The organism is Paenibacillus tuaregi (genome assembly GCF_900086655.1).
In the GTDB taxonomy this organism is placed as follows: domain Bacteria; phylum Bacillota; class Bacilli; order Paenibacillales; family Paenibacillaceae; genus Fontibacillus; species Fontibacillus tuaregi.
Genome location: NZ_LT575476.1, coordinates 3,304,728 through 3,326,794, shown reverse-complemented (window position 1 = coordinate 3,326,794; position 22,067 = coordinate 3,304,728). Strand labels below are relative to the sequence as shown.

23 protein-coding genes are annotated in these 22,067 nt (G+C 49.3%); 19 read left to right on the top strand and 4 right to left on the bottom strand.

All coding sequences use genetic code 11. From position 1 onward, the window contains the following. The first annotated feature begins 118 nt into the window (after window positions 1-118). Window positions 119-967 carry an eIF2A family protein gene (locus BN6628_RS14955; RefSeq protein WP_068618739.1) on the top strand — a complete coding sequence of 283 codons (849 nt, stop codon included), beginning with the start codon at window positions 119-121 and terminating at the stop codon, window positions 965-967. Window positions 968-1,054: 87 nt separating this feature from the next. Here the strand turns inward: BN6628_RS14955 and BN6628_RS14950 are convergent, their stop codons facing one another. Both BN6628_RS14950 and BN6628_RS14945 read right to left on the bottom strand, forming a co-directional pair. After that, window positions 1,055-1,270 carry a hypothetical protein gene (locus tag BN6628_RS14950; RefSeq protein ID WP_068622333.1) on the bottom strand — a complete coding sequence of 72 codons (216 nt, stop codon included), beginning with the start codon at window positions 1,268-1,270 and terminating at the stop codon, window positions 1,055-1,057. Between the two features lie 135 nt (window positions 1,271-1,405). Next, window positions 1,406-1,921, bottom strand: coding sequence for a PCYCGC motif-containing (lipo)protein (locus BN6628_RS14945; RefSeq protein ID WP_068618737.1), 516 nt, complete (start codon window positions 1,919-1,921; stop codon window positions 1,406-1,408). Between the two features lie 293 nt (window positions 1,922-2,214). Here BN6628_RS14945 and BN6628_RS14940 point away from each other — a divergent pair, with 293 nt between their 5' ends. The 9 genes from BN6628_RS14940 to BN6628_RS14900 all read left to right on the top strand — a co-directional run bounded on the left by BN6628_RS14940 (window position 2,215) and on the right by BN6628_RS14900 (window position 10,625). Then, on the top strand, window positions 2,215-2,757 hold the full coding sequence (locus BN6628_RS14940) for a DUF1697 domain-containing protein (protein WP_068618736.1): 543 nt from the start codon (window positions 2,215-2,217) through the stop codon (window positions 2,755-2,757). A gap of 141 nt (window positions 2,758-2,898) precedes the next feature. After that, window positions 2,899-3,999, top strand: a complete 1,101-nt coding sequence (locus BN6628_RS14935) for an amidohydrolase/deacetylase family metallohydrolase (RefSeq protein WP_068618734.1) — start codon at window positions 2,899-2,901, stop codon at window positions 3,997-3,999. After that, complete coding sequence (locus BN6628_RS14930) at window positions 3,977-5,080, top strand: DgaE family pyridoxal phosphate-dependent ammonia lyase (protein ID WP_068618732.1); 1,104 nt, start codon at window positions 3,977-3,979, stop codon at window positions 5,078-5,080. Before BN6628_RS14935 ends, BN6628_RS14930 begins: the two co-directional genes overlap by 23 nt. A gap of 1 nt (window position 5,081) precedes the next feature. Further along, window positions 5,082-5,837 carry a 2-dehydro-3-deoxy-phosphogluconate aldolase gene (gene dagF, locus BN6628_RS14925; protein ID WP_068618730.1) on the top strand — a complete coding sequence of 252 codons (756 nt, stop codon included), beginning with the start codon at window positions 5,082-5,084 and terminating at the stop codon, window positions 5,835-5,837. After that, window positions 5,830-6,846 (top strand): sugar kinase, encoded by a 1,017-nt coding sequence (locus tag BN6628_RS14920; protein ID WP_068618728.1) that lies wholly within the window; start codon window positions 5,830-5,832, stop codon window positions 6,844-6,846. Before dagF ends, BN6628_RS14920 begins: the two co-directional genes overlap by 8 nt. Window positions 6,847-6,855: 9 nt before the next feature. After that, window positions 6,856-7,569: a GntR family transcriptional regulator gene (locus BN6628_RS14915; RefSeq protein WP_068618726.1), complete on the top strand. Its 714-nt coding sequence runs from the start codon at window positions 6,856-6,858 to the stop codon at window positions 7,567-7,569. Between the two features lie 179 nt (window positions 7,570-7,748). After that, a complete protein-coding gene (locus BN6628_RS14910; RefSeq protein WP_068618724.1) occupies window positions 7,749-8,282 on the top strand; it encodes a sigma-70 family RNA polymerase sigma factor in 534 nt (177 codons plus the stop codon). Continuing rightward, window positions 8,279-9,490 (top strand): DUF4179 domain-containing protein, encoded by a 1,212-nt coding sequence (locus BN6628_RS14905; RefSeq protein ID WP_068618722.1) that lies wholly within the window; start codon window positions 8,279-8,281, stop codon window positions 9,488-9,490. The genes BN6628_RS14910 and BN6628_RS14905 overlap by 4 nt, the downstream gene beginning before the upstream one ends. A gap of 91 nt (window positions 9,491-9,581) precedes the next feature. Next, a complete protein-coding gene (locus tag BN6628_RS14900) occupies window positions 9,582-10,625 on the top strand; it encodes a DUF4179 domain-containing protein (RefSeq protein ID WP_068618720.1) in 1,044 nt (347 codons plus the stop codon). 60 nt (window positions 10,626-10,685) lie between these two features. On the opposite strand, the gene trhO is transcribed toward BN6628_RS14900, so the two are convergent. After that, window positions 10,686-11,573 carry an oxygen-dependent tRNA uridine(34) hydroxylase TrhO gene (gene trhO, locus BN6628_RS14895; protein WP_068618718.1) on the bottom strand — a complete coding sequence of 296 codons (888 nt, stop codon included), beginning with the start codon at window positions 11,571-11,573 and terminating at the stop codon, window positions 10,686-10,688. Window positions 11,574-11,944: 371 nt separating this feature from the next. On the opposite strand from trhO, the gene ku reads away from it, so the two are divergent. From ku to BN6628_RS14865, 6 genes are all read left to right on the top strand, one after another. After that, window positions 11,945-12,874, top strand: a complete 930-nt coding sequence (gene ku / locus BN6628_RS14890) for a non-homologous end joining protein Ku (protein WP_068622329.1) — start codon at window positions 11,945-11,947, stop codon at window positions 12,872-12,874. Between the two features lie 3 nt (window positions 12,875-12,877). After that, window positions 12,878-13,789 carry an ATP-dependent DNA ligase gene (locus BN6628_RS14885; RefSeq protein WP_235847650.1) on the top strand — a complete coding sequence of 304 codons (912 nt, stop codon included), beginning with the start codon at window positions 12,878-12,880 and terminating at the stop codon, window positions 13,787-13,789. Beyond that, window positions 13,786-14,676 carry a non-homologous end-joining DNA ligase gene (ligD, locus tag BN6628_RS14880; RefSeq protein ID WP_068618716.1) on the top strand — a complete coding sequence of 297 codons (891 nt, stop codon included), beginning with the start codon at window positions 13,786-13,788 and terminating at the stop codon, window positions 14,674-14,676. The genes BN6628_RS14885 and ligD overlap by 4 nt, the downstream gene beginning before the upstream one ends. A 52-nt stretch (window positions 14,677-14,728) precedes the next feature. Beyond that, window positions 14,729-14,956, top strand: coding sequence for a DUF2188 domain-containing protein (locus BN6628_RS14875; RefSeq protein ID WP_068618714.1), 228 nt, complete (start codon window positions 14,729-14,731; stop codon window positions 14,954-14,956). 38 nt (window positions 14,957-14,994) lie between these two features. Continuing rightward, the gene (locus BN6628_RS14870) at window positions 14,995-15,714 is read left to right on the top strand and encodes a class I SAM-dependent methyltransferase (RefSeq protein WP_068618712.1); all 720 of its coding nucleotides are present in this window, start codon (window positions 14,995-14,997) and stop codon (window positions 15,712-15,714) included. A gap of 221 nt (window positions 15,715-15,935) precedes the next feature. Beyond that, a complete protein-coding gene (locus BN6628_RS14865; RefSeq protein WP_068618710.1) occupies window positions 15,936-17,024 on the top strand; it encodes a DNA alkylation repair protein in 1,089 nt (362 codons plus the stop codon). A gap of 35 nt (window positions 17,025-17,059) precedes the next feature. Here the strand turns inward: BN6628_RS14865 and BN6628_RS14860 are convergent, their stop codons facing one another. Then, the gene (locus BN6628_RS14860) at window positions 17,060-18,142 is read right to left on the bottom strand and encodes an alpha/beta hydrolase (protein ID WP_316245808.1); all 1,083 of its coding nucleotides are present in this window, start codon (window positions 18,140-18,142) and stop codon (window positions 17,060-17,062) included. Window positions 18,143-18,390: 248 nt separating this feature from the next. Between BN6628_RS14860 and BN6628_RS14855 the strand changes: the two genes are divergently transcribed. From BN6628_RS14855 to BN6628_RS14845, 3 genes are all read left to right on the top strand, one after another. Next, window positions 18,391-18,984, top strand: coding sequence for a TetR/AcrR family transcriptional regulator (locus tag BN6628_RS14855; RefSeq protein WP_068618709.1), 594 nt, complete (start codon window positions 18,391-18,393; stop codon window positions 18,982-18,984). 159 nt (window positions 18,985-19,143) lie between these two features. Next, the gene (locus tag BN6628_RS14850; protein WP_068618707.1) at window positions 19,144-20,556 is read left to right on the top strand and encodes an NAD-dependent malic enzyme; all 1,413 of its coding nucleotides are present in this window, start codon (window positions 19,144-19,146) and stop codon (window positions 20,554-20,556) included. Window positions 20,557-21,022: 466 nt separating this feature from the next. After that, window positions 21,023-22,066, top strand: a complete 1,044-nt coding sequence (locus tag BN6628_RS14845) for an SPFH domain-containing protein (protein ID WP_068618705.1) — start codon at window positions 21,023-21,025, stop codon at window positions 22,064-22,066. Window position 22,067 lies beyond the last annotated feature (1 nt).

Genomic DNA, 22,067 nt, shown 5'->3' with positions numbered 1-22,067 from the left:
TGTTCGCTTCTAATTAAATATATCCAAATGTCCGCAAGCTCTTCGCAATGGTGTAAAATAGTTAGCAGATGAAAAGGTCACACATACAGTCAGGCCACGGTAAGGAGGCGAAAGTGGGATGAAATCCATTTACATGACAATCATGGCGGTCCTGGTTGTATTCACGGTAATCGGCTGCACGGCAAGTGGAGATATTTCCGAGACTCAAGCAGAAGCGGATAATATGAGGACCCTTGACTCAGGGCAGGCGGCCGTTGCTCCAGCTGTCGACGAAACGCCTGCGGAAGCCTCTAAGAAATATAGTATGCCGGAGATTGTTCCGGTTCAAGTAAATGATGACAAGGTCAGCTGGCAGGCTGGGGACGTGAGCTTCACAGGGCATCTGGCTCCGTCATCGGAAGACCAGATTTCGGGTAGTATGGAAATACGCGATACGTCCATCACCTCAGGAGGCAAGGCGTTTAAGCTCGAATTGAATCCACTGCCAAGTTCTGTCTCATCGGTCACTTTGTCGGCGGACCACCGATATCTAGCCCTTCATTATCAATTTAAGGAGGGTTATAAGCTGATCATCATGGATCTGAAGAAAGGCGATTATTACCCGGTGAATGACTATTTCAGCCGGAACGGCAGAGGGACTGTGAATCTGATTCATGCCTATAATTGGTCCCCGGAAGGCCATGAACTGGCTTTATCCTATGGTGAGCAGAATAGAAGTAGTGTTGCGGTATATGATACCGATTCACGAATGCTTCTCGATATCGCGACCCCCCGGGTCTATAAGAATACGGTAGCTATACTTTGGGGCGAAGACGGGAAGGGCTTTGATTTCGTGAATGGGGATGAGTCCGGGAATTATGTGCTCTATCAATACACGCGAAAAGGAAACCTGCTTCAAGAAGCTGGACCCGTGAGCGCTAGTGACCTTGAGCGCTTTGCGGAGATCAGCCCTGCTTATGCAAAATAACACAAAGAGAGGGGCCGTCCCTAAAGACGGCCCCTCTCTTTGTGTAGGAGTTCTGTTTGTGTTCAAGAGGCTCCGGACCGCTTCTTCTTAGGCTTTGCTGGATAAATAGATGGCTGCGGCTGCAAAGGTCACCACCGTAGCTGCAACATAAATCCAAGAAAGCTTGCCCAAATTTCCTTTTGTCCGCCGGTCGTATTCTGGATTGCTGACCTTATTGGCCTTGGAATGACCAATCAGCAGGGTACCCAACCCGCCAATCACTGCTATCACTATGATAAGGATGTAAGGCAAATGCTCCATCATATTCACACCGTCCTCACCCATTGTGTTAATTCAAGATTATAGGCATCCTTACTAAATTGCAATCTTTGATTCTAGAACCACTAGGCAGCGCCGTTTCCCCAAAAATTTATAAACTATCCTTGAATAAAACGCTCGTTATAGGGGTATCGGTGTCGGGGTAGGCGGAGCATAACCTTCTTTGTATTGCTCATCGATGATTCTCCGGATTTCCTTCAGGGATTTGCCCTGTTTTTTCATTTCAGCAGTCGTTTTTGCAGTTTCAAGACACACGCCGCACCGGGTTCCATGGTCATCCCACAAGACGGAGCCGTCCTTGTTGATCTCTGAGATAAAACAATTCAAATTGCTCTTGTGCCCGGCAGATTTCCCACACCCGCAATAACATGGAATGGAAGAGAGGATATCGGAAACGGAGGCCGCTGTTACGTAACCCGATTTCACCTCGGTAGAAGCCTGACTTAAAAAGGCGGGCAGCTTATCCAGCGAGACGGTCTTCTCCTGAAGGTCGCCACTTGCGGTTTGCTTTACATGGTCAGATCCTGAATGTGGCTTAGGCTGCTGCGAATCCGTAGACTGGCCAAAGCCGCAGGCGGATAGGATCATGCCGGCTCCAAGGAGAGAGGCGAGGGCTGTATAGATCCGTTTTTTCATAGGAACTTAGGTCTCCTTTCATCGCTAACAAATATACATATACCTGGTATGAGTATAAATGAAATTGAGATAGGTTTCCAGCAAGTTGGAAGTTTAGAAGAGTAACTCTGTATTTGAATGTAGTACAATATACGAAGGCAACAAATAGATGAAATGGCCCATTGGGCACTTATTTCAAGTATTTCGGAGGCAACCGTGATCGTAAGATTACTCGACATCGCAGCGCCCGAAAAGGGCAGCCTTCATAAGTTCATTTTATATAGTAACAATCACTTGAAGAGGAGGATCATCTAATGATCTATATTGCACTGCTAAGAGGGATCAATGTGGGCGGAAACAACAAAATTAAAATGGCTGATTTAAAAAAGGCACTGGAGGATGCTGGGTTCATGCGGGTCAAAACTTATATTCAAAGCGGAAATGTTCTGTTTGAATCGGACAAGACGGAGGCGGAGCTGGTTCCAGAGCTTGAGGGGATTATTCACACCGCATTTGGCATTTCACTTAAGGTAATCCTGCGGACTGCAGATGAACTTGACCATCTGATTACAAACACTCCATATGCGGGTCATACCCTTGCTGAAGGGGAGAGCTTTTACGTAACTCTGCTCGGTGAGCCTCTGCCTCAGGAGGAGCTTGTAAAGCTGAAGGAGATGGAGAACGAGGAGGATCAGTGCTCCGTGGTAGGTCGGGATGTGTATTATTTGTTCCGTAAAAGTATTTTGGATTCCAAGCTGGCTGGGGCGATGAACAAAATCAAAATCCCATCCACCACAAGGAACTGGAATACGATGAACAAGCTGCAAGCCCTGGCTAAAGAAATGAGTCAGCAATAAACATTATAACGTTATATTTACCTTGTTGAAATTATGTGCTACTCTAGCATTATTAGCAGCTTATAGGAAAGGGATGGCTGTTAGATGCCTTTTATATGAGTGAGCAGAGAGTGGACAGATAATAGGATGAGGTGATAGGGCTTGGGTGATAAGGTTGTGCTTCGTAATGTGAAGACCGTCAATGGGCATGCCGTTGACATTGTCATTGCATTCGGGAAAATCGTCGAAATCACACGGGCGGGAGAAGCGTCAGGCAGTGAGATCAGGGACTGCACCGGGCAGTACGTGTCCAGCGGGTGGATAGATATGCATGTGCATGCTTTTCCAGAGTTCGAGCCCTACGGGGATGAGATCGATGAAATTGGGGTTAAGCAGGGGGTCACCACCATACTTGATGCGGGAAGCTGCGGCGCGGACCGGATCGGGGAACTAAGAGGCAACGCGGAGCGTGCTCACACAAGGCTGCTGGCTTTTCTAAACATCTCTCATATCGGTCTCGAACGGGTGGATGAGCTTTCCCGTCTGGAGTGGATTGATGTGGAGAAAGCACTTCAGGCTTGCCGTGACCATAAGGAATTTATTGTTGGACTTAAGGCGCGGATCAGCCGGAGTGTTGTGCAGAGAAGCGGAATTGAACCTCTGAGATTGGCAAGGGTACTATCTTATGAGACCCATCTGCCCATAATGGTGCATATCGGCTCCGCTCCTCCCATGATAGAGGAAGTTCTGGAGTTAATGGAGAACAAAGATATTATTACCCATTACCTTAATGGGAAGCCGAATAATTTATTCGATTCACAGGGCGACCCGCTGCCAGAGCTCCTTGCGGCATTGAACCGGGGGGTTCATCTCGATGTGGGGCACGGCACGGCCAGCTTCTCGTTTAAGGTGGCTGAGTATGCGAGAAAGGCCGGAATCCGGCCCGACACGATTAGTACGGATATATACCGCGCCAACCGGTTGAACGGTCCCGTATACAGTCTGGCCAATGTCCTGACCAAGTTCCTTTATTTAGGTTACAGCCTTGAAGAGGTGATCTATGCGGTGACGGAGAAAGCCGCTAATTGGCTGAACAGACCTGAGCTTGGGCGGATTCAAGCAGGGGATGAGGCGAACCTGACGCTGTTCGAGCTTAAACCAGGAAAAATCACCCTTACCGACTCCGAAGGCGAAGAGCGGATTGCGGATCAGTATATTGAACCGAGAGGAGCTTTTGTAAATGGCACATTCACTGAATGCTAAATACGGTCTTAAGCGGGTTATCAATGCTAGTGGAAGAATGAGTATTCTTGGCGTATCCGCCCCTACGGATACAGTGATGGAAGCGATGAAGCAGGGGGGCCAGCAGTACGTTGAAATTGCTGATCTTGTTGATAAGGCCGGGGATTATATAGCTGGCATCCTAGGATCTGAAGCCGCTGTTGTCGTCAACTCGGCGTCCAGCGGAATTGCGCTCTCCGTGGCGGCAGTGGTGACCCAGGGACAGCGCCGGGCCAGTGAGAGATTGCATCAGGACCCGATTGCGAGAAATGAAATCATCATGCTCAAGGGACACAATGTCCAGTATGGAGCTCCCGTGGAGACAATGGTGTACCTTGGCGGGGGGAGCCTTGTGGAAGCCGGTTACGCAAATGAAGGCCGTAAATATCATATTGAGGATGCAATTAACGTCAATACTGCGGCGATCCTGTATGTGAAGTCCCACCACTGCGTGCAGAAGAATATGATTTCTGTGGAGGAGGCCTGGGAAATTGCCCAGAGACGCGGAATTCCACTGATTGTGGATGCTGCTGCAGAGGAGGATATCCAGAAGTATGTGCAGGTATCCGATCTGGCCATTTATAGCGGGTCCAAAGCGATTGAAGGGCCTACCTCCGGCATTGTCGGTGGCAAGCGCAAATATGTTGACTGGCTCAAAGTGCAGCTTCACGGTATCGGTCGAAGCATGAAGGTAGGCAAGGAAACGACCTTTGGACTTCTGCAGGCACTGGACGAGTACATGAGCAAGACGGACAAAAGTGAGCAGGAGAAGGCTTCTCTCAAGCTGCTGGAACCTCTTGAGGCTCTGCCAGGCGTTAAAGTGACGATAGTGCAGGATGAAGCTGGCCGGGCGATCTACCGGGGCCGTATTCATATTGATGAGCAGGCGGCAGGACTATCGGCGGCTGCGGTGAACGACCAACTGAAAGATGGGGAGATTGCAGTCTATACACGTGATTATGGTTTAAGACAGGGGTATTTCGACATTGATCCCCGCCCGCTGCAGGGGGATGACATGCAGGTGATTGCAGCAAGAATCCAGGAAATTATAGGAGGCAAATAACATGTCCAATATCGAGAAACGTATGTACAAGAACCGTGCAGCCCTAAACGTGCTGGCTGGAAGTATTGAGAATGCGAAGGAAGTATTCGAGGCTGCGGAAGGTCATGTGGTTGTTGGAGTTCTGTCCAAGGACTACCCCAATGCCCAGGAAGCGGTTAAGGCGATGCGCGAATATGGAGCGGCCATTGACGATGCTGTCTCGATTGGACTTGGTGCTGGAGACAACCGCCAAGCTGCGGTTGTAGCTGAAATTGCTAAGAGTTATGAAGGAGCGCACATCAATCAGGTATTCACGGCGGTTGGCGCTACGCGCGCAAATTTAGAAGGCCGGGACAGCTGGATTAATGCGCTTGTCTCTCCAAGCGGACGGCCGGGCTATGTGAACATCTCCACCGGGCCTATCAGCGCAGCGAATGCGGATCATGCCATTGTACCCGTCCGGGCGGCGATCGCACTGATTAAGGATATGGGCGGAAATGCGCTGAAATATTTCCCGATGCAGGGACTTAAGCTGGAAGATGAATATCGTGCGGTAGCAGAAGCTTGTGCGGCCGAAGGTTTTGCCTTGGAGCCGACGGGCGGTATTGATATGGACAATTTCGAGCGGATTGTGGAAATTGCTCTTGAAGCTGGAGTTCAGCAGGTCATTCCACATGTGTACTCCTCCATTATTGACAAGGCAACCGGAAATACGAATGTGAATGATGTTAAAGTTCTGCATGAAACGTTGAAAAAGCTGGTTGACCGTCATGGCTAAACGGATCTCGGCCTTCGGCGAGGTCATGATGCGGCTTCAAGTTCCGGGGTATGAGTCATTGGTCCAGGCACACACCCTGAACTTCACATTCTCCGGGACAGGGGTCAACATTGTCTCGGCCTTGTCCAAGTTCGGCCACAAGGGTTACCTTGTGTCAACGCTCCCTTCCAATCCGGTGGGAGAAGCGGCCCTCGCTTATTTGCGGAAGCTTGGAATTTCGACCGATTACATCAGCAGGAACGGCAAGTATGTGGGGATGTATTTTTTGGAGAACGGCTTTGGGGCAAGACCGGGCCGGGTGACTTATACGGACCGGTTGGCCAGCAGCTTTAATACGGCTGCAGCGGACAATTATAACTTTAAAGAAATTGCCGGGAATATGGACATGGCCCACTTCTGCGGGATTACCCTGGCTATGAACGATGCTGTCCGCAGTCAGATGAAGGCATTCGCATCGGAGATGAAGGCCGCTGGACGCACCGTGGTTTTTGACTGTAATTACCGGCCTTCACTTTGGGGGGATAACGGTTACACAGCCGCCCGCCCGCACTACGAGGATATGCTGCGGATGGCGGATATCGTGATGATGAACGAGAAAGATGCCATACTCATCCTCGGCATGGAGACTGAGCAGACGGACCGGATGGCCCAGCTCCAGCATTTGATTCCGCTGGTCGCGCAGCAGTACGGTATCCGTACCATTGCAGGCACGCACCGGGTTGTCAATTCGGACAACACACACTCGTTGTTAGGGTATATTTACTCGGAAGAGCAGTTTGAGTTCTCACGTCTGCTCACGTTCTCAGTCTACGACCGGATTGGAGCTGGGGATGCGTTCGCCAGTGGGATCATACATGGGGAGGCACAGGGCCTCCCTGCTAAGCATACCGTAGAATTCGCAGCAAGAGCCGCAATGCTGGCTCATACCGTGGCTGGAGATACGCCAACTTCAACTGAAGCTGAAATTCTGCAGACAATGACAGAGATTGTGCTTGATGTAGAAAGGTAGGGACCTGAAATGTCCATCAATCGGAATAGAGGACCCTTGTATTTGCAGGTCAAGAAAGCTATTAAGGATCGTATTCTGCATGGGATTTATCCGCTGGGTTCATTGATCCCCTCCGAACCGCAGCTGGAGCAGGAATTTGCTGTAAGTAAAATGACAGTGCGTAATGCGGTGAAGGAGCTGGCCCAGGAAGGTTATGTGGAGAAGCGCAGCGGAATCGGAACCAAGGTTATCCGCAATACCTCCTTCTCCAAGCTGTCAAAGGGCAAGCGCTTCACTGAAGTCCTGGTGGAAGAAGGGCATAAGATTCAGAAGAAGCTGCTGAGCCTTAAGGTCATTCGTACGGAGGACAATTCCGAACTTTACGGAATGTTCGGGGATATGTGCTTGCAAGTGAACCGTCTGTATATTCTTGACGGCCACCCGTATGTTCACTACACGCATTATCTTAGATCGGTGTTTTCCGATGAAGACCTGGGCGATCTGGACCATCAGTCACTCTATGAGCTCATTGAAGAGCACCATATTGAGCTGGAGAAGTTTAGAGACAGCTTTACCGTTGCCGAGGCAACGGAGGAGCTGGGAGAGCTGCTGCTGATTCCCCAAGGCAAGATGCTGCTGAAGAGGATCAGACATTCCTATGATTCAAGCGGAGTGCTCATGGAGTACAGCATCGGTCATTATAACACAGAGCTTCAGCATTATCTGGTCAATTATGATGCCTAATCTATAATGAAGTTTTCATCCGGATGCTTTCATCCATATGTAGCAGAATAGTACCAAACCGTGAACAGTCAGGATCATCAGCCTGACTGTTTTCTTTTTTTATGTAACCTTTTACCGGAATGGGCCATCTAATTAGCAGAATTTAGGAAGAAGTTAGTCAAGAGAGGGGATTGCGCATCTTGAACACAGACCAAGAATCTGAAGTAAGAAGGGCTCAGGCAGGAAGCCAGGCCTCCTTCATTAATCTGATCAAGCAATATGAGGTCCAAATGTATAATGTGGCTCGCTCGATTGTGAAGAAGGATGAAGATTGTGCCGATGCGATGCAAGAAACGGTGCTTAAAGCCTACCGATCCTTGATTAATCTCGAGAATCCGGCTTTTTTCAAAACATGGTTATTCCGCATCCTGATTAATGAATGCAACCTGATTCTCCGGGGGCGCTCCAAAGTCTTGAGCTTGCACAAGGAGGAGGGCTCTTATCATAACACTTCCGTTAATGCGGAAAGAATGGATTTGCGTGATGCGGTATACCGCCTTGAAGAAGTGTCCCGTACGATTGTGATTCTTCATTACTTCCGGGACCTGCCGCTGCGTCAGGTGGCTGAGCTCATGGATATGACAGAGGCGGCGGTCAAGACGCGTCTTCACCGGGCGAGGCACACATTAGCTGAGTGGCTTGTCGATTCTGCGGAAAGGAGGGTTAACATATGACCGGCGGACAGCAAAATTTGAACCAGGAGCTGGGGAAATTGAAAAAGGAGGAGGCAGAGCATTTGCCAGAAATGATTCGTCAGCGTATGGATTATCTGTATGCACATTTGAATGAAGTGGATCAGGGGTCAATGAGGTTGGGATCAGAGAATGGCCAATCTCAGCATATGAAGTTAGGTGAATTAGATCAGATCACAACAAGACCGAGCCTTGTGAAGCGCGGATTGAGGACATTACTTATCTCCATCTCCGCAGCGGCAGCGGCAGGTGTGCTTATTATCGGATCTGGCTTTGTCTCTCCGGTCATGGCGGAGGCTCTGAGGCATATCCCGCTGGTGGGAGGTATATTCAGCACTTCAGGAGATGAGGGGCTTAAGGCCGCAAGTAAGCAAGGGTTATCGACCAATGTGAATCTCAGCCTTGAACATGGCGGGGCAACGTTAACCATTTCAGATCTACTATATGACGGAAACCGTCTGTCGATGGTGCTGACCAGGCATACCGCTGATGGGAACAGCTTATCCCTGTCTGATTGGCTGGGCAATAAGAACTGGAAGAAGGGAGAGGGGATCAACCAAATTGAATTTACCGTAAATGGCGAACGGGTCAATACAAGTATGGGAACGTCCAAAGCCCAGAACGATGAGTTTAATTCCATTATCATTAACACAATGGATGCGGTTCTCTTAAAAGATAGTACTACTGAAGTTCAGCAGATTCCCGAGCAATTTGATCTTGGAGTCCGGATTTATGATGCCAAGCAGGATTATTGGTACAGCTTTAAAATTCCGGTTAAGAAAGCGGGACAGAACAACATTCTGATCCAGCCTACGGAGACAAAATCATTAGGAAATAACACCTTTAAAATTTTGAAGCTCGAAATGACACCAGCTACCGTTCGGCTGGATGCTCAAATGGAAGGGAAGTCAGGCGAAGATATTAAAGAGATTGCTAAGAAGCTTCCGGACAAGTACAAAATTGATGGGTTTATCAATATCAAATACGACCTGGCAGACGATAACGGAACCCTGCTAAAACCTCTTGGGGCAACGGGAAATGGGAGAGGGGATATGTACTGGTTCACCGGTACCTATGAGCCACAAACAAAAAGACCTAAATCTATTACTGTGAAGCCTTTTACCGAACGAAACGGAAAGAAAGTATATATTCCAGAGCTGGAGTACGTGCTTCCTGTGCCAAGCAAATAATGTCATTACTTAGTAAATAACACCTCACATACCCGGTTTGGAATTGGGGTTTTGAATCGGGATTGTCGGAATAGAAAAGGAGAATAAGAATATGAATATGAAACCTATGAATCTTAAGGGAAATGCGAGTAAAGGAAAATTTCTGAAAATATGTACTTCGGCTGCAGTAGCCGCTGTCCTGAGCGTGTCGCTTCTTCCGGAATATCCGGCACAGGCAGCATCTCCTGTAAAAGCTGTTAAAGCCAAAACCTCATCACCTGCGAAAAGTGGATTTAGCCTGTCTGAAGACGCAGGTTTGAGGGCGGCCAAAGAACTTGGCCTATCTTCTAATGTGAATAAGAGTGTAACTCATGACAAAGTTACTTTTACGGTCTCAGATTTTATCTACGACGGAAATCGGGTGTCCTTTGTATTAACAAGAAAAGCGGCGGACGGCACAAAGCAGTCTTTCCAACAATGGTTGGATGGCTCAAAGAAAATTGGAGACCCCGCAAATCATATTTCTTTTCTTATCAATGACAAGCCTGTGAATACCGGAGGGGGTTGGTCTTGGCTGGAAAAAGGAGGGGCCTCTAACTCGTTGCTGATAAGCACCTTGAATTCTGTCATTTTAAAAGATATGGAAACTACCGAGATTCTACAAATTCCCGATCAATTTGAACTCGGAGTAAAGATTTATGATGCAAAGAGGAAGCATGATTATGTGATTAAGATTCCTGTTAAAAAAGCAGGAAAACAAAATATTCTGTTTCAGCCTGAGGAAACAAAGATTCTTGGAGATAATGTTCTCAAAATATTGAAGCTCGAACTGTCGCCGATCAGTGTCCGCCTGGATATGGAAATGAAGGGTAACTCGGGAGAGGAAATCAAAGATATTGCAGAAAAACTTCCGGATGAATACAAAATTGATGGATTTGCCAATATCCAGTTCGAGCTTGTGAATGACAAGGGAACTGTGCTGAAACCTAAGGGGGCAAGAGGGGACGGGAGAGGGGATATGTACTGGTTCTCCAGAATGTATGAGCCTTTAAAAGAAAGAGCGAAGTCTATAACTGTAAAGCCTTATTCCGAGAGAAACGGCAAGAAGGTGTACATTCCCAAGGCAGAGTTTGTACTTACTGTACCCAATAAATAAACTCATTCAAAAAAACCGCCCCTCGCAATCAATGCGGGGGCGGTTCTATTTGTGTGCTGCTTAAACAACCATTTCAGCCTTCTCACGGCATTCATCGGAGCAGTAATGCTCATGCTTCTCTTCACAATCCGGGCAGCTGATGTGCTGAAGATTGCAGACCGGGCAGTTGACGTAATGGTCACTCGCTGTCCCGCAGTGGAAGCACTTGCCTACTACGATATCCTCGTCCGTCCGATTGATAGGCACGGAGATCCGCTCATCGAATACATAACATTTGCCGTCGAACAGGCGACCTTGAACTTCAGGGTCCTTGCCGTAGGTCACAATGCCGCCCTCTAACTGGGCAACATCCTTAAAGCCCTCTGACAGCAAATAACCGGATAACTTCTCACAGCGGATACCGCCGGTGCAGTAAGTCAGGATTGTCTTGTCCTTATGTTCGCTGAGATTGTCCTTGATCCATTCCGGGAATTCACGGAAGGATTCGACCTCAGGACGGATTGCGCCGCGGAAATGGCCGATATCATACTCGTAATCGGTCCGGCCGTCCAGTACGATGACATCCTCACGCTCCAGGTGGTCGTGCCACTCCTTAGGAGAGAGCCGCTTGCCGCTAAGCTTGTTCGGGTCAAGCTCCCGGTCGTTAACCCGGAAGGTAACCAGCTCCTGCTTATGACGGACGAACAGCTTCTTGAAGGCGTGGCCTTCAGACGGATCGATCTTGAACACGATATCCTCAAACAGCGGGTTGGCCCGCAGATCGCGCATATACTGCTCGGTATGCTCCACAGTGCCTGACAATGTACCGTTGATACCTTCTGCGGCAATCAGAATACGGCCTTTGATCCCAAGCTCCTTGCAGTACTGCAGATGTTCAGCCGTAAAGGCTTCAGGATCATCGATATGAACGAATTTATAGAACAGCAGAATCTGATATGGACTGGACATATAAAATCACCCTTGCTAAATGTATTTAAATTCACACCGCGTGACTGCAATAGTCCGCGCAGCAATTGGACTGAGCTTAAAATAAAACCAAAAGTAAATTCTATACCTAATCTCCTGATTCGTCAATTTGCAATATCTGCATAGGCAACAAATGTCCCCATGCTGACCTCTACTTATAATTCTCCGTTATCTACAAACCAATGTGCCGTCTTCCACAATCTAACCCTGTTTGTGTTTGCTTCATTTATAACCTCATTCCGGCCAAGAAATACGGCAGGTTAGCTAAGATTACCTGATTGAGCAGATGAAGGTTGAGGTTATATACGAAGTAACCATATCAGAACAGGAAGCCTACAGAAATGGGGGATAATATGCAGACCGTATGGAAGGGAGCCGTCAGCTTTGGACTGGTGAACGTCCCTGTGAAGATGTTCACGGCTACGCATGACAATGATATCCCGATGAAGATGCTTCATAAGGAGTTCAACGTACCGATCCAGTACCACCGGACCTGTCCGAAGTGTGAGGAGAATGTCAGTTGGAATGAGATTGTGAAGGGGTATGAATATGAGCCGGGACATTATGTGACTTTTGACAAGAAAGAGCTGGAGAAGCTGGCCTCCGAAACTTCACGCGAGATTCGGATTCTGGATTTTGTGGATCTGAAGGAGATTGACCCCGTCTATTTCCAGAAAACTTATTATCTTGCGCCAGAGGAGAGCGGGACACATGCCTATAATCTGCTGGTTCAGGCGTTAACCGATACGAAGAAGATCGGTATTGCCAATATCAGTCTACGTTCGAAGAGCAGCCTGGCGGCGGTTCGGATTATCGATGGTGTGCTGTCTATGTCCACCATGTATTATGCAGAGGAAATCCGCCCCAAGGAGCAGATTCCGAACCTGCCTAAGGAGGCAGAAGTGGACGAACGCGAGCTGGAAATGGCCAAGATGCTAATCGAGCAGCTTGCCGCACCTTTTGAGCCTGAGAAATACGAGGATGAGTATAGAGAGAGGCTGATGGATGCGATAGAAGACAAGGTGGAAGGCAAGGAAGTGAAGTTTGCTCCTGAAGAGAAGAAGACCAATGTTATCGATCTGATGGAGGCGCTGAAAGCAAGCTTGAAACAGAGCCAGGACGCTGCCGGGAGCAAGAAGGAAGCTTCAGGTACAGAAGCGGCTAAGCCAGCGGCCAAGCGGACAAGCAAAGCCAAAGCTTCTTCCCGCTCCTCTTCCAAAAAGACCAAGACCACATCCTCCAAGGCAGCGGCCAAACCCCGCCGGAGAAAGACAGGGTCTTAACCGATGCATATGCATCCTTTTACGCCCATGTCCCCGATTCTGACCGAACAGCTGCCTTCCGGCGGGGAGTGGATATACCAGCTTAAGTGGGACGGCTTCCGGATTCTCGCCTGGGTAGATAACGGAAAGGTGGAGCTGTATTCCAAAAAAATGCTGCCCAAGAACCGGAATTATCCGGATCTGGTTGAAGTCTTATCGAAGCTGCCGGGCACTTTTCTGATAGATGGGGAGGCCGTTATTCTGGATGGCCATACCGGCCAGCCAAGCTTTCAGCTGATGCAGCAGCGGGACAAATTAACGGACGCGTCGCTGATCCGCCGCTCGGTCGCAAGGCATCCGGTCCAGTACATTTTGTTCGACCTGCTTCGTATCGGAGATGAAGATCTCCGCAATCGTTCTTACACAGAGCGTAGGCGGCAGCTTGAGCTGCTTGCCGATGGCTGGAAGCCTCCGCTTCATTTGGCGGAACAATTTGAAGACGTGGACGGGCTCTGGAGCTGGGTGACCCAGCATGGCTGGGAAGGGATCGTCGCCAAGCGGTGTTCCAGTAGGTACAAGGAAGGCAAGGAGCACAAGGACTGGTTCAAGCGGAAGACCATCCTGCATTTTGACGTGGCCATTGCAGGCATCATCTGGAAAGAGGGACGAATCTCCAGTCTAGTCATGCAAAAGCAGGGACGCTATTTCGGACGCGTCTCCTCCGGGCTGAATGAGCGGGTGAAGCTCAGGCTCAGGGAGCTTCCCGCCGGAGCCGGAGTAGAGGCTTATTTCCCGGTGCTGCCAGAGGGGCTTAGGAATGCGGAGATTCACTGGCTGGATGAGCCGCTTGAAGGGCGGGTAACCGGAAGGGAGATCACGGAGCTGGGTCTTCTTCGCCATCCTAAAGTCATTGATCTGGGAGGGATTCCTTTATGAACGGGGAAGATACTGGTGTAATTGAGGTGGAAGGTTATGAAATCAAGGTGTCTCATCCCGGGAAAATGCTGTGGGCGGAGCTCGGCATACATAAAGCGATGTACCTGCAGAAGCTGATTGCTCTGGCTCCTTACCTGCTGCTGTACTGCAAGAACCGGTATTTGACCACCATTCGTTATCCGAGTGGGGTGGGGGGGCAGTTCTTCTATCAGAAGAATGCGCCCAAGCCGCTTCCCGAATTCGTCTCCACCGCCACACATGACGGAGTGGATTATATAAATCTCAATTCTCTGCCAACCCTGTTATGGCTGGGGAATCTGGCCGCTCTGGAATTTCATCCGTCATTTGATTATATCGGAAGAGAAGAGCCTGCGGAATGGGTGCTGGATATTGATCCGAGTGAGCAGCTCGTTGGCAGGCTGATGGAGGCCGTTAGTCTGATTGGGGAGGCACTGGAATCGATGGGCATTCAATCCGTCCCTAAGACCAGTGGAGCTACAGGCATTCAGATTGTGATTCCGATCCGACGCGGGTACACCTTCGGGCAGCTGCGCATGCTTGGGGAATTTCTGGCCAGGTTCCTGACCGAGAAGTATCCCGATCTGTTCACCACAGAGAGAATGATCCGGGAGCGGGACGATAAAATTTACATTGACTATGTTCAGCATGCACCGGGTAAAAGCCTGGCTGCCCCGTACACACCAAGAGGGCGTGAGCACGCTGCGGTATCCACACCTCTGCTTTGGGAGGAGGTCCGGCACGGCGTTGATCCCAAAGCATTTAACTTGCTCACGATTGAGCGGCGGCTTGAGCAGTATGGGGATCTGATCTCCACCGTTGCTGAACAGTCGCTGGATGACGTGCTCGCTTTTGTCAACATAAAATGAGGCTTCCGGTAATCGATTACAATGCTGAATACAACTAAGGAGTGTGAAACCCATGTCTGAGATCAACAAATTCATTCATACGACACCGAACCCTGACGGGGGTTGGGATAACCAGCAGGATGGCGAGAAGATCAGTCATCACCGCACAAAGGAACAGGCCGAGAAGAGGGGCCGGGAGGAAGCTAAGAAGGAAAAAACCGAACACAAAATTCATAACCGGGATGGCAGGATTTCAGAGTCGAACAGTTATGGGAACGATCCTTTTCCACCGCGAGGGTAGGAAGAAGCGGGTAAGAATACAATTTAGGGGGTGAGAAGATGGATCAAGCCAATTTTGAGGAAGCCCGGCGTGCGGAAGAGACTTATCACAGCAAGCTTTATCAGGAGAATGAGATTCTTGAGCAAGGGACTTGGATGTCGCAGCCCATCCCTTTGGTTATGGAGCTTCTTGACCGTCTTCGCCAGCATAAAAATGTGGTCTCCGTACTCGATCTGGGCAGCGGGGCAGGGCGAAACACGATTCCGCTTGCCCTGCGGCTTAGAGATACGGACAGTAAGGTCGTTGGGGTAGATTTATTGGAGGAAGCTGTGAGCAAGCTGAAGGAGAATGCCGAGGAATACGGTGTCAGCCGTATCGTGGAAGCCAGAGTGGGAGACGCGGAAAATATAGATTACGGCACCGGGCAGTATGATTATATCGTGGCCTGCGGCTGCCTCGAACATGTGTCTTCGGAAGAAGCCTTTGTACAGGTGCTTGACCGGATGAAACGCGGAACAAGGCTTGGGGGCATTCACTGTATCGCCATGAATACGAATGTTCAAGAAATTGATCAGAAGACGGGCCGGGAGCGGGATACACTTATTGAACTTAATCTATCCTCTCAGCGTGCCGTGGAACTGCTGAAGATGGCCTACAAGGACGGCTGGAGTGTGCTTGAGGAGAAAGCCGTGCTGCAATCCATCCAGGAAGACAAATATGAGACTCCGACCGAATTTCGGGCACAATCGGTCACCTTTGCTGTTCAGAGAATGAAATAGCGCTGTTAAGGAATTGGGAGGGACTGGTGTCACGGTTAAAGGCACCAAAAGTTATTAAGCAGGTAAAAAGAAACAGGTCAGGCAGGGCGATGAGCCCGGCCTGACCTGTTTGGTATGTCGAGAAGAACTGATATCCAGCCTGGAATCTTAACCCAATCGGGAATGGACATCTCTGGTGGAATCAGATATCATGAGAACAAACGATCGCATGGAGGCGGCTTATGGAAGCTTTGAAAGAGGTATATTCAAGATCTTTTTTTGAACAATTTGTCAAGGTGGTTAAGCGGGAATACCCTCCTTTTGATAAAGACCGCTTCTTTGAGCTGATCTATGATCAGGCTTGGCCTGACCGCGAGCTCAAGATGCGAATCCGCCATGTCGCTGATGTCCTGACTCAGACTCTGCCTCCCACATATGAGGAGGCGCTTGGAATCTTGATGCGTATCGCCCCGGAATGCAGAGGATTCGAATATTTGTTCCTCGCCGACTTCGTAGAGCTGAATGGACTTGGCGATTATGAGAATTCAATCAAGGCCCTTGAAATGTTCACCGTTTGCGCAAGTTCGGAATTTGCGGTAAGGCCTTTTATATTGAAAGATCCTGATCGGATGATGGCCCAAATGCTGGCCTGGTCCACTCATCAGAATGAACACTTGAGAAGGCTGGCCAGTGAAGGGTGCAGGCCAAGACTGCCCTGGGGAGTTAGCCTGCAGATGTTCAAAGCGGACCCTGGTCCTATTCTTCTTATCCTGGACAATCTGAAGCAGGATTCTTCAGAATATGTCCGCAAGAGCGTGGCTAACAATCTGAATGATATATCTAAAGATCACCCGGAGCTGGTGCTTGATATTTCCAAAAGGTGGTATGGTCATCACCCACATACCGATTGGATCGTCAGACACGCCTGCCGCTCGCTTCTTAAGCAAGGGAACCCGGATGCGCTGGGTTTGTTTGGACTGGGAAATGCCGAAGGTATTGATGTTCACCAGTTAGTAACTTCCACCCCACAGCTCAAGGTAGGGGAGGATCTGATATTCTCATTCCATATTCAGAATTTATCCAACGATCCCCGGAAGCTCCGTATTGAGTATGAAATCGGTTTTGTGAAGAAGAATGGAAGTCTGTCACCGAAGCGGTTTAAACTGTCTGAGAAGATGTATCCGCCCGGTACATCCAGCGTATCAAAGAAACATTCCTTCAAGCCGATTACTACAAGGGTCTATTACGCCGGGCAGCATAAGCTGTCCGTTATCATTAATGGACGGGAGGCAGCTTCGGTCCCGTTTAACTTAATGGACGGCAATCCATAGGTTGGTGGCCGATAGGGGTACAATTCTCCTTAGAGCTATCTGTGAGCTGTGGAAGAGGTTGAAAATGGCTTCTGGGAGAGCTCCTTGACCAACTGCCCTATAACATCCACTACCACGCCGGGTTCATCGTGAATAATGTAATGACCACTGTTCTTGGCCACAATCAGCTTGCTGTCTTCGGATATTTTCAGCAGGTCTCTTTGACCAGCCTGCCAAATCTCTTCGATTTTGCGTCCGGCATCCGGGGATAGTCCCATCTGTTTGACTTCAGGTGGAATTTGTCCACGCGTGATGACCCGCACCGGAAGCTTGCCCAGATGCTGATTTTTCAGCCGCTCCTCGGTTATTGGGATGTTCTTGGCTTCTTCATCTACAGCATCAAAATATTTAGGCTGTGCAATAACGTTCACAAACACATCACGGTCTTCTTTTCTTACAAGTCCTTCAAGCAGTATGTCCTTAAACAACCTCATCGCTCCCGATTGCTTCAGCAGCTTGGAGATGCCCGAAGATGGTGTAGGCTTCTGAAAGTGCTCCTGTTCCAAGATAGGAGCTGTCTTCAGGTCATCACCCACGGGTTTTGCGTCGACAAGTACAAGACCAGCCATTTCTTGTTGGTATTCTTGTGCGAACAATCGGGCGTACATTCCCCCCAGAGAATGTCCCACAATAATGTAAGGTCCCTGGATGCCTTCACGCTTAAGCGCGGTATGAAGCTCTTGCGCAATATTTGGCCCTGTTCGCGCAGTCACAGCTTTGTCGCTCCAGCCAAATCCGCCCCGGTCATAGCTGACAACTGTAGCAAATTTGGCGATCTCATCCGGAATCTTTCTCCAGGACTGGCTGGTTTCTCCTGAAGCGGCTTCCAGGAGAATCGTCGGCGATCCAGTCCCCTTCTTAAGAATGTGCAGCCGGAAGCCTCCCACATCTACGAGCTTTCCAGGAGGCGGATAATCCGCTTCAGCCTTCTTGGAGGCATACCACTCATAGCCAAAACTTGCCCCGACAAGAATGAGCATAAAAGCGAGAACGCCCAGCACAATTTTGATCCACCTGATCTTGTGTAGTTTCCGGGGCTTCATAATTATTTTTGTGTTTTGTTCGTTAGGTGCAGTCATGTTCGTCTCCTTTGTTAATTCGCTTTAGGATGAAATGTAATAAGACACATTGAAGCAGAAGTAGAATAGCGAGTGCTCCCAGTACAATTTTGAGCCACCTTAATCTACGGGGCCGCCGGGCCCCTGATTTATCCACCGATATATGTCTGTAAAACAGGTCAATTTCTCCCTCCTTTTTTTAGTACAATGTATTACGAAAATCAATATAGCACATTGTATTAAATAAATCAAAACGATATAATAAAGACATGCCAAAAATCGTAGATCATGATAAACAAAGACAGCTTGTAGCTGAAGCCGCGATCCGGGTTATCCGCAGATCCGGGCTTGAGCAGGCAACAGTTAGAAATGTCGCAGTGGAAGCCGGGTTATCGGTCGGTTCCATGCGTCATTATTTCTCAACTCAGGCGGAGCTTTTTGCATTTTGCATGACCTTGTTTCGTGAACGGATTGAGAGAAGGATTGAGATGATGTCATTCAGCGGTCCGGTTCTGCTGGAAGTAAGGAATCTGATTCTTCAATTCATTCCAGTCGATGAAGAGAGAAAGACGGAAATGGAGGTATGGTTGTCTTTTAACGCAAAGGCCTTGATCCATCCTGAACTCAGGCTGCTCAGTCAAGAAATGCATGATGGGTTGTACAAGGCCTCCTCAATTGTTATCGAGACGCTTAGGCAGCATAAGCTTGCTAGACCGGATCTTGATCCTGAGATTGAGACGGAGAAGCTGTATGCGCTGATCGATGGGTTGGCGCTGCATCAGATCATGCAGCCCGGAAGATTATCCAGTGAACGGATCGAGCATATGATTGATGAACACCTGCGTATGCTGTGCGCCAGGTAAATAATGGGGATTACACCGGACTGGGAGGTAAGGCGGCTGAATTTATTTATGAGCCCTTGGAAGGATTTCCACGTCTTGTCCTTGTGAGATGAGAGAAGAGAGGATATCATATGGATGAAGCGTTTTCATTTGAAGGTAATGGAAGGGGTCTGAAAAGCCATGGCTTTTAACAGTATTATTCTTCGTCTTGAACTGGATCATAAGCTGGTGAATTTCGGCGACGTGGCATCTGCGGTAAGCGATTCCGGTGGAGACATCATATCCATTGACGTGATTCGTCCGGGATCTGACATCTCTGTACGTGATATAACGGTACAAGCCGCTGATGAGAAGGAGAAGCAGATTGTGGATTCCCTGCGGAATTTGCAGGGCATTACCATTGTGAACGTATCCGACAGAACTTTTCTGGCTCACTTGGGTGGTAAAATCTCGATTCAGCCAAGCATGCCGATCCGCAACCGGGACGATCTCAGCAGGGTGTATACTCCTGGCGTGGCCCGGGTATCAATGGCAATACATGAAAACGTGGACAAGGCTTACTCTCTTACGATCAAAAGGAATACTGTGGCCGTAGTCTCAGACGGTACGGCGGTGCTTGGACTTGGGGACATCGGCCCCCATGCCGCTGCGCCGGTTATGGAAGGAAAGGCAATGCTGTTCAAGCAGCTTGCTGATGTTGATGCCTTCCCGATCTGTCTGGACACGAAGGACACGGAAGAGATTATCCAAATCATTAAAGCGATCAGTCCTATCTTCGGGGGCATTAATCTAGAGGATATCAGTTCCCCGCGCTGCTTCGAGATTGAGGCCCGGCTCGCAGAGGAACTGGATATCCCGGTGTTCCATGATGACCAGCATGGGACAGCGATCGTTGTTATTGCCGGACTTATCAACGCGCTGAAAGTGACCGGCAAAAGAATGGAGGATATCCGGGTAGTTGTGAACGGAATCGGCGCGGCGGGTGTGTCCATCTGCAAGATGCTGCTCGCATCAGGTGTAAAAACACTGATTCCGGTGGACAAGGATGGCATCATTGTGCGTGGCGGAAAGTATCCACACCCGATGTGGCAGTGGCTCTCCGAGCAGCCGCAGGTTGAGGATAAGCCGGGCATCCTTAAAGATGCGATTGTTGGCGCCGATGTGTTCATCGGTGTATCCCGGGGGAATGTGCTGGATGCGGCCGATGTGGAGAAGATGGCACCTGGAAGGATTGTGTTCGCCATGGCGAATCCCCAGCCGGAAATTGAGCCTGAGAAAGCACTCCCGCTTGTCAGCGTGTTCGCAACCGGAAGAAGTGATTACCCGAACCAGATTAACAATGTGCTCGTATTTCCGGGAGTGTTCCGGGGGGCGCTTGACTGCCGGGCTAAGGTCATCAATGAGCAAATCAAGCTTGCGGCCGCCCACGCGATAGCTGATGTGGTATCTGATTCTGAGTTGAATGAACAGTACATCATTCCAAGTATTTTTAACGAGAAGGTAGCCATGAGTGTCCGGCGTGCGGTAATCGAGGCTGCCATTAGGACAGGTGTGGCCAGAAGGACACCGCCGGATATGAGACCCCAGAAGTAATGCCGCTAAGATAGATTAGCCAGATTCTTAAAGTGCAAGTGTAAGTTTAAATGCAAGCGCAAGTGCAAGTGTTGAGGCTCCCATGAAACGTGTGCAAGCCCGCTGATTCTAGCGGGCTTTTTAAGCGTGTGCACTGCTTCCTGTGCGCACGATGCGTGGTTCGGGGCATGCTTGGATGGCTGGTCGGCCATATGCACATTTCGCTCTTATAGGTTAGGTGGCAGGTTAATTGGCAGAGGAGGCTGGGATGAAAAGAGTTCTGAATATTGATATTAACAACTTGATAATATCAAATGAATGTATTATTATGTTGTTAATAACAAAATGATACTAACAAGAAGCGGAGGGTTTATTTGACCTTAAACCGTCCGGGCAGAGTGAAGACAGCGTTCCGGCTCTCTTTTGCTCCGAGAATTCTCCCTTGTTCGAGTATCATCCATACCTGTAGGAAAGCGAGGCTGGAGATATGTTCGGATACAAATACGTAAAGTTTCAACCAAGTGACTATGTGATGAAAGTAAGAAATGGCAGAGTGGTTAAGGAAGGAGTCGGCCTATCCTTTTACTATTATGCGCCTACAACCTCAGTGGTAGTGGTTCCCGTATCCTCGATCGACGTGCCGTTCATGTTCGAGGAGATTACAAGGGATTACCAAACGGTCACGGTCCAAGGACAGCTGACCTACCGGATCACCGATTACCGTAAAATTACGGAGGTTCTGAATTATACCTATGATCTTCGCAGCCATGCATACATTTCCGATGATCCCGCCAAGCTAGCGCAGCGTGTCATTAATACAGCGAAGGTCCTGACAAAGAAGCACCTGGAGCAAATGCCGCTGAAGGAAGCGGTTCAGGCCAGTGAGCGGCTGGCCCAGAATGTGACGCGGGAAATCCGCGGCAACGAAGAGATTGCCCAGCTGGGGATCGAGCTTATGGGCCTGTCGATTCTGGCTATTCTCCCGAACCGTGAGACGATTCGAGCTCTTGAGGCGCAGGCAAGGGAAGAGATATTGAGAAGTGCCGATGTGGCCCTATATGAACGGCGGAACGCTTCGATCGAGCAGGAGCGGCGTGTGAAGGAGAACGAGCTGAATACAGAGATCGCGATTGAGATGAAACGGCGCCAGATCCAGGAAACCCAGCTTGAAGCCGAGCGGTCGATGAGACAGAAGCAGAATGAGATGCACGAGGAACAGTTAAGGTTCGATACGGAGCTTGAAGAGAAAAGGCAGGAATTGATTAATCTGACTGCCGCCAATCAGAGAGCCGAAGCGGATGCCAAGGCGTATGAGCTTACTGTGGTGATGAAGTCGCTTCAGGAAGTCCAGCCAAGTGTGCTGCAATCCTTGGCTAATATCGGGATGAAGCCGGATAAGCTGATTGCGATCGCCTTCCAGGAGCTGGCAGAGAATGCTGGCAAGATCGGCCAGTTGAATATTACACCTGATCTCCTGCAGGGAATTATGGCCGGTTCGGCCGACGGGAGGAACGCAGACCAGAGGAGATGAT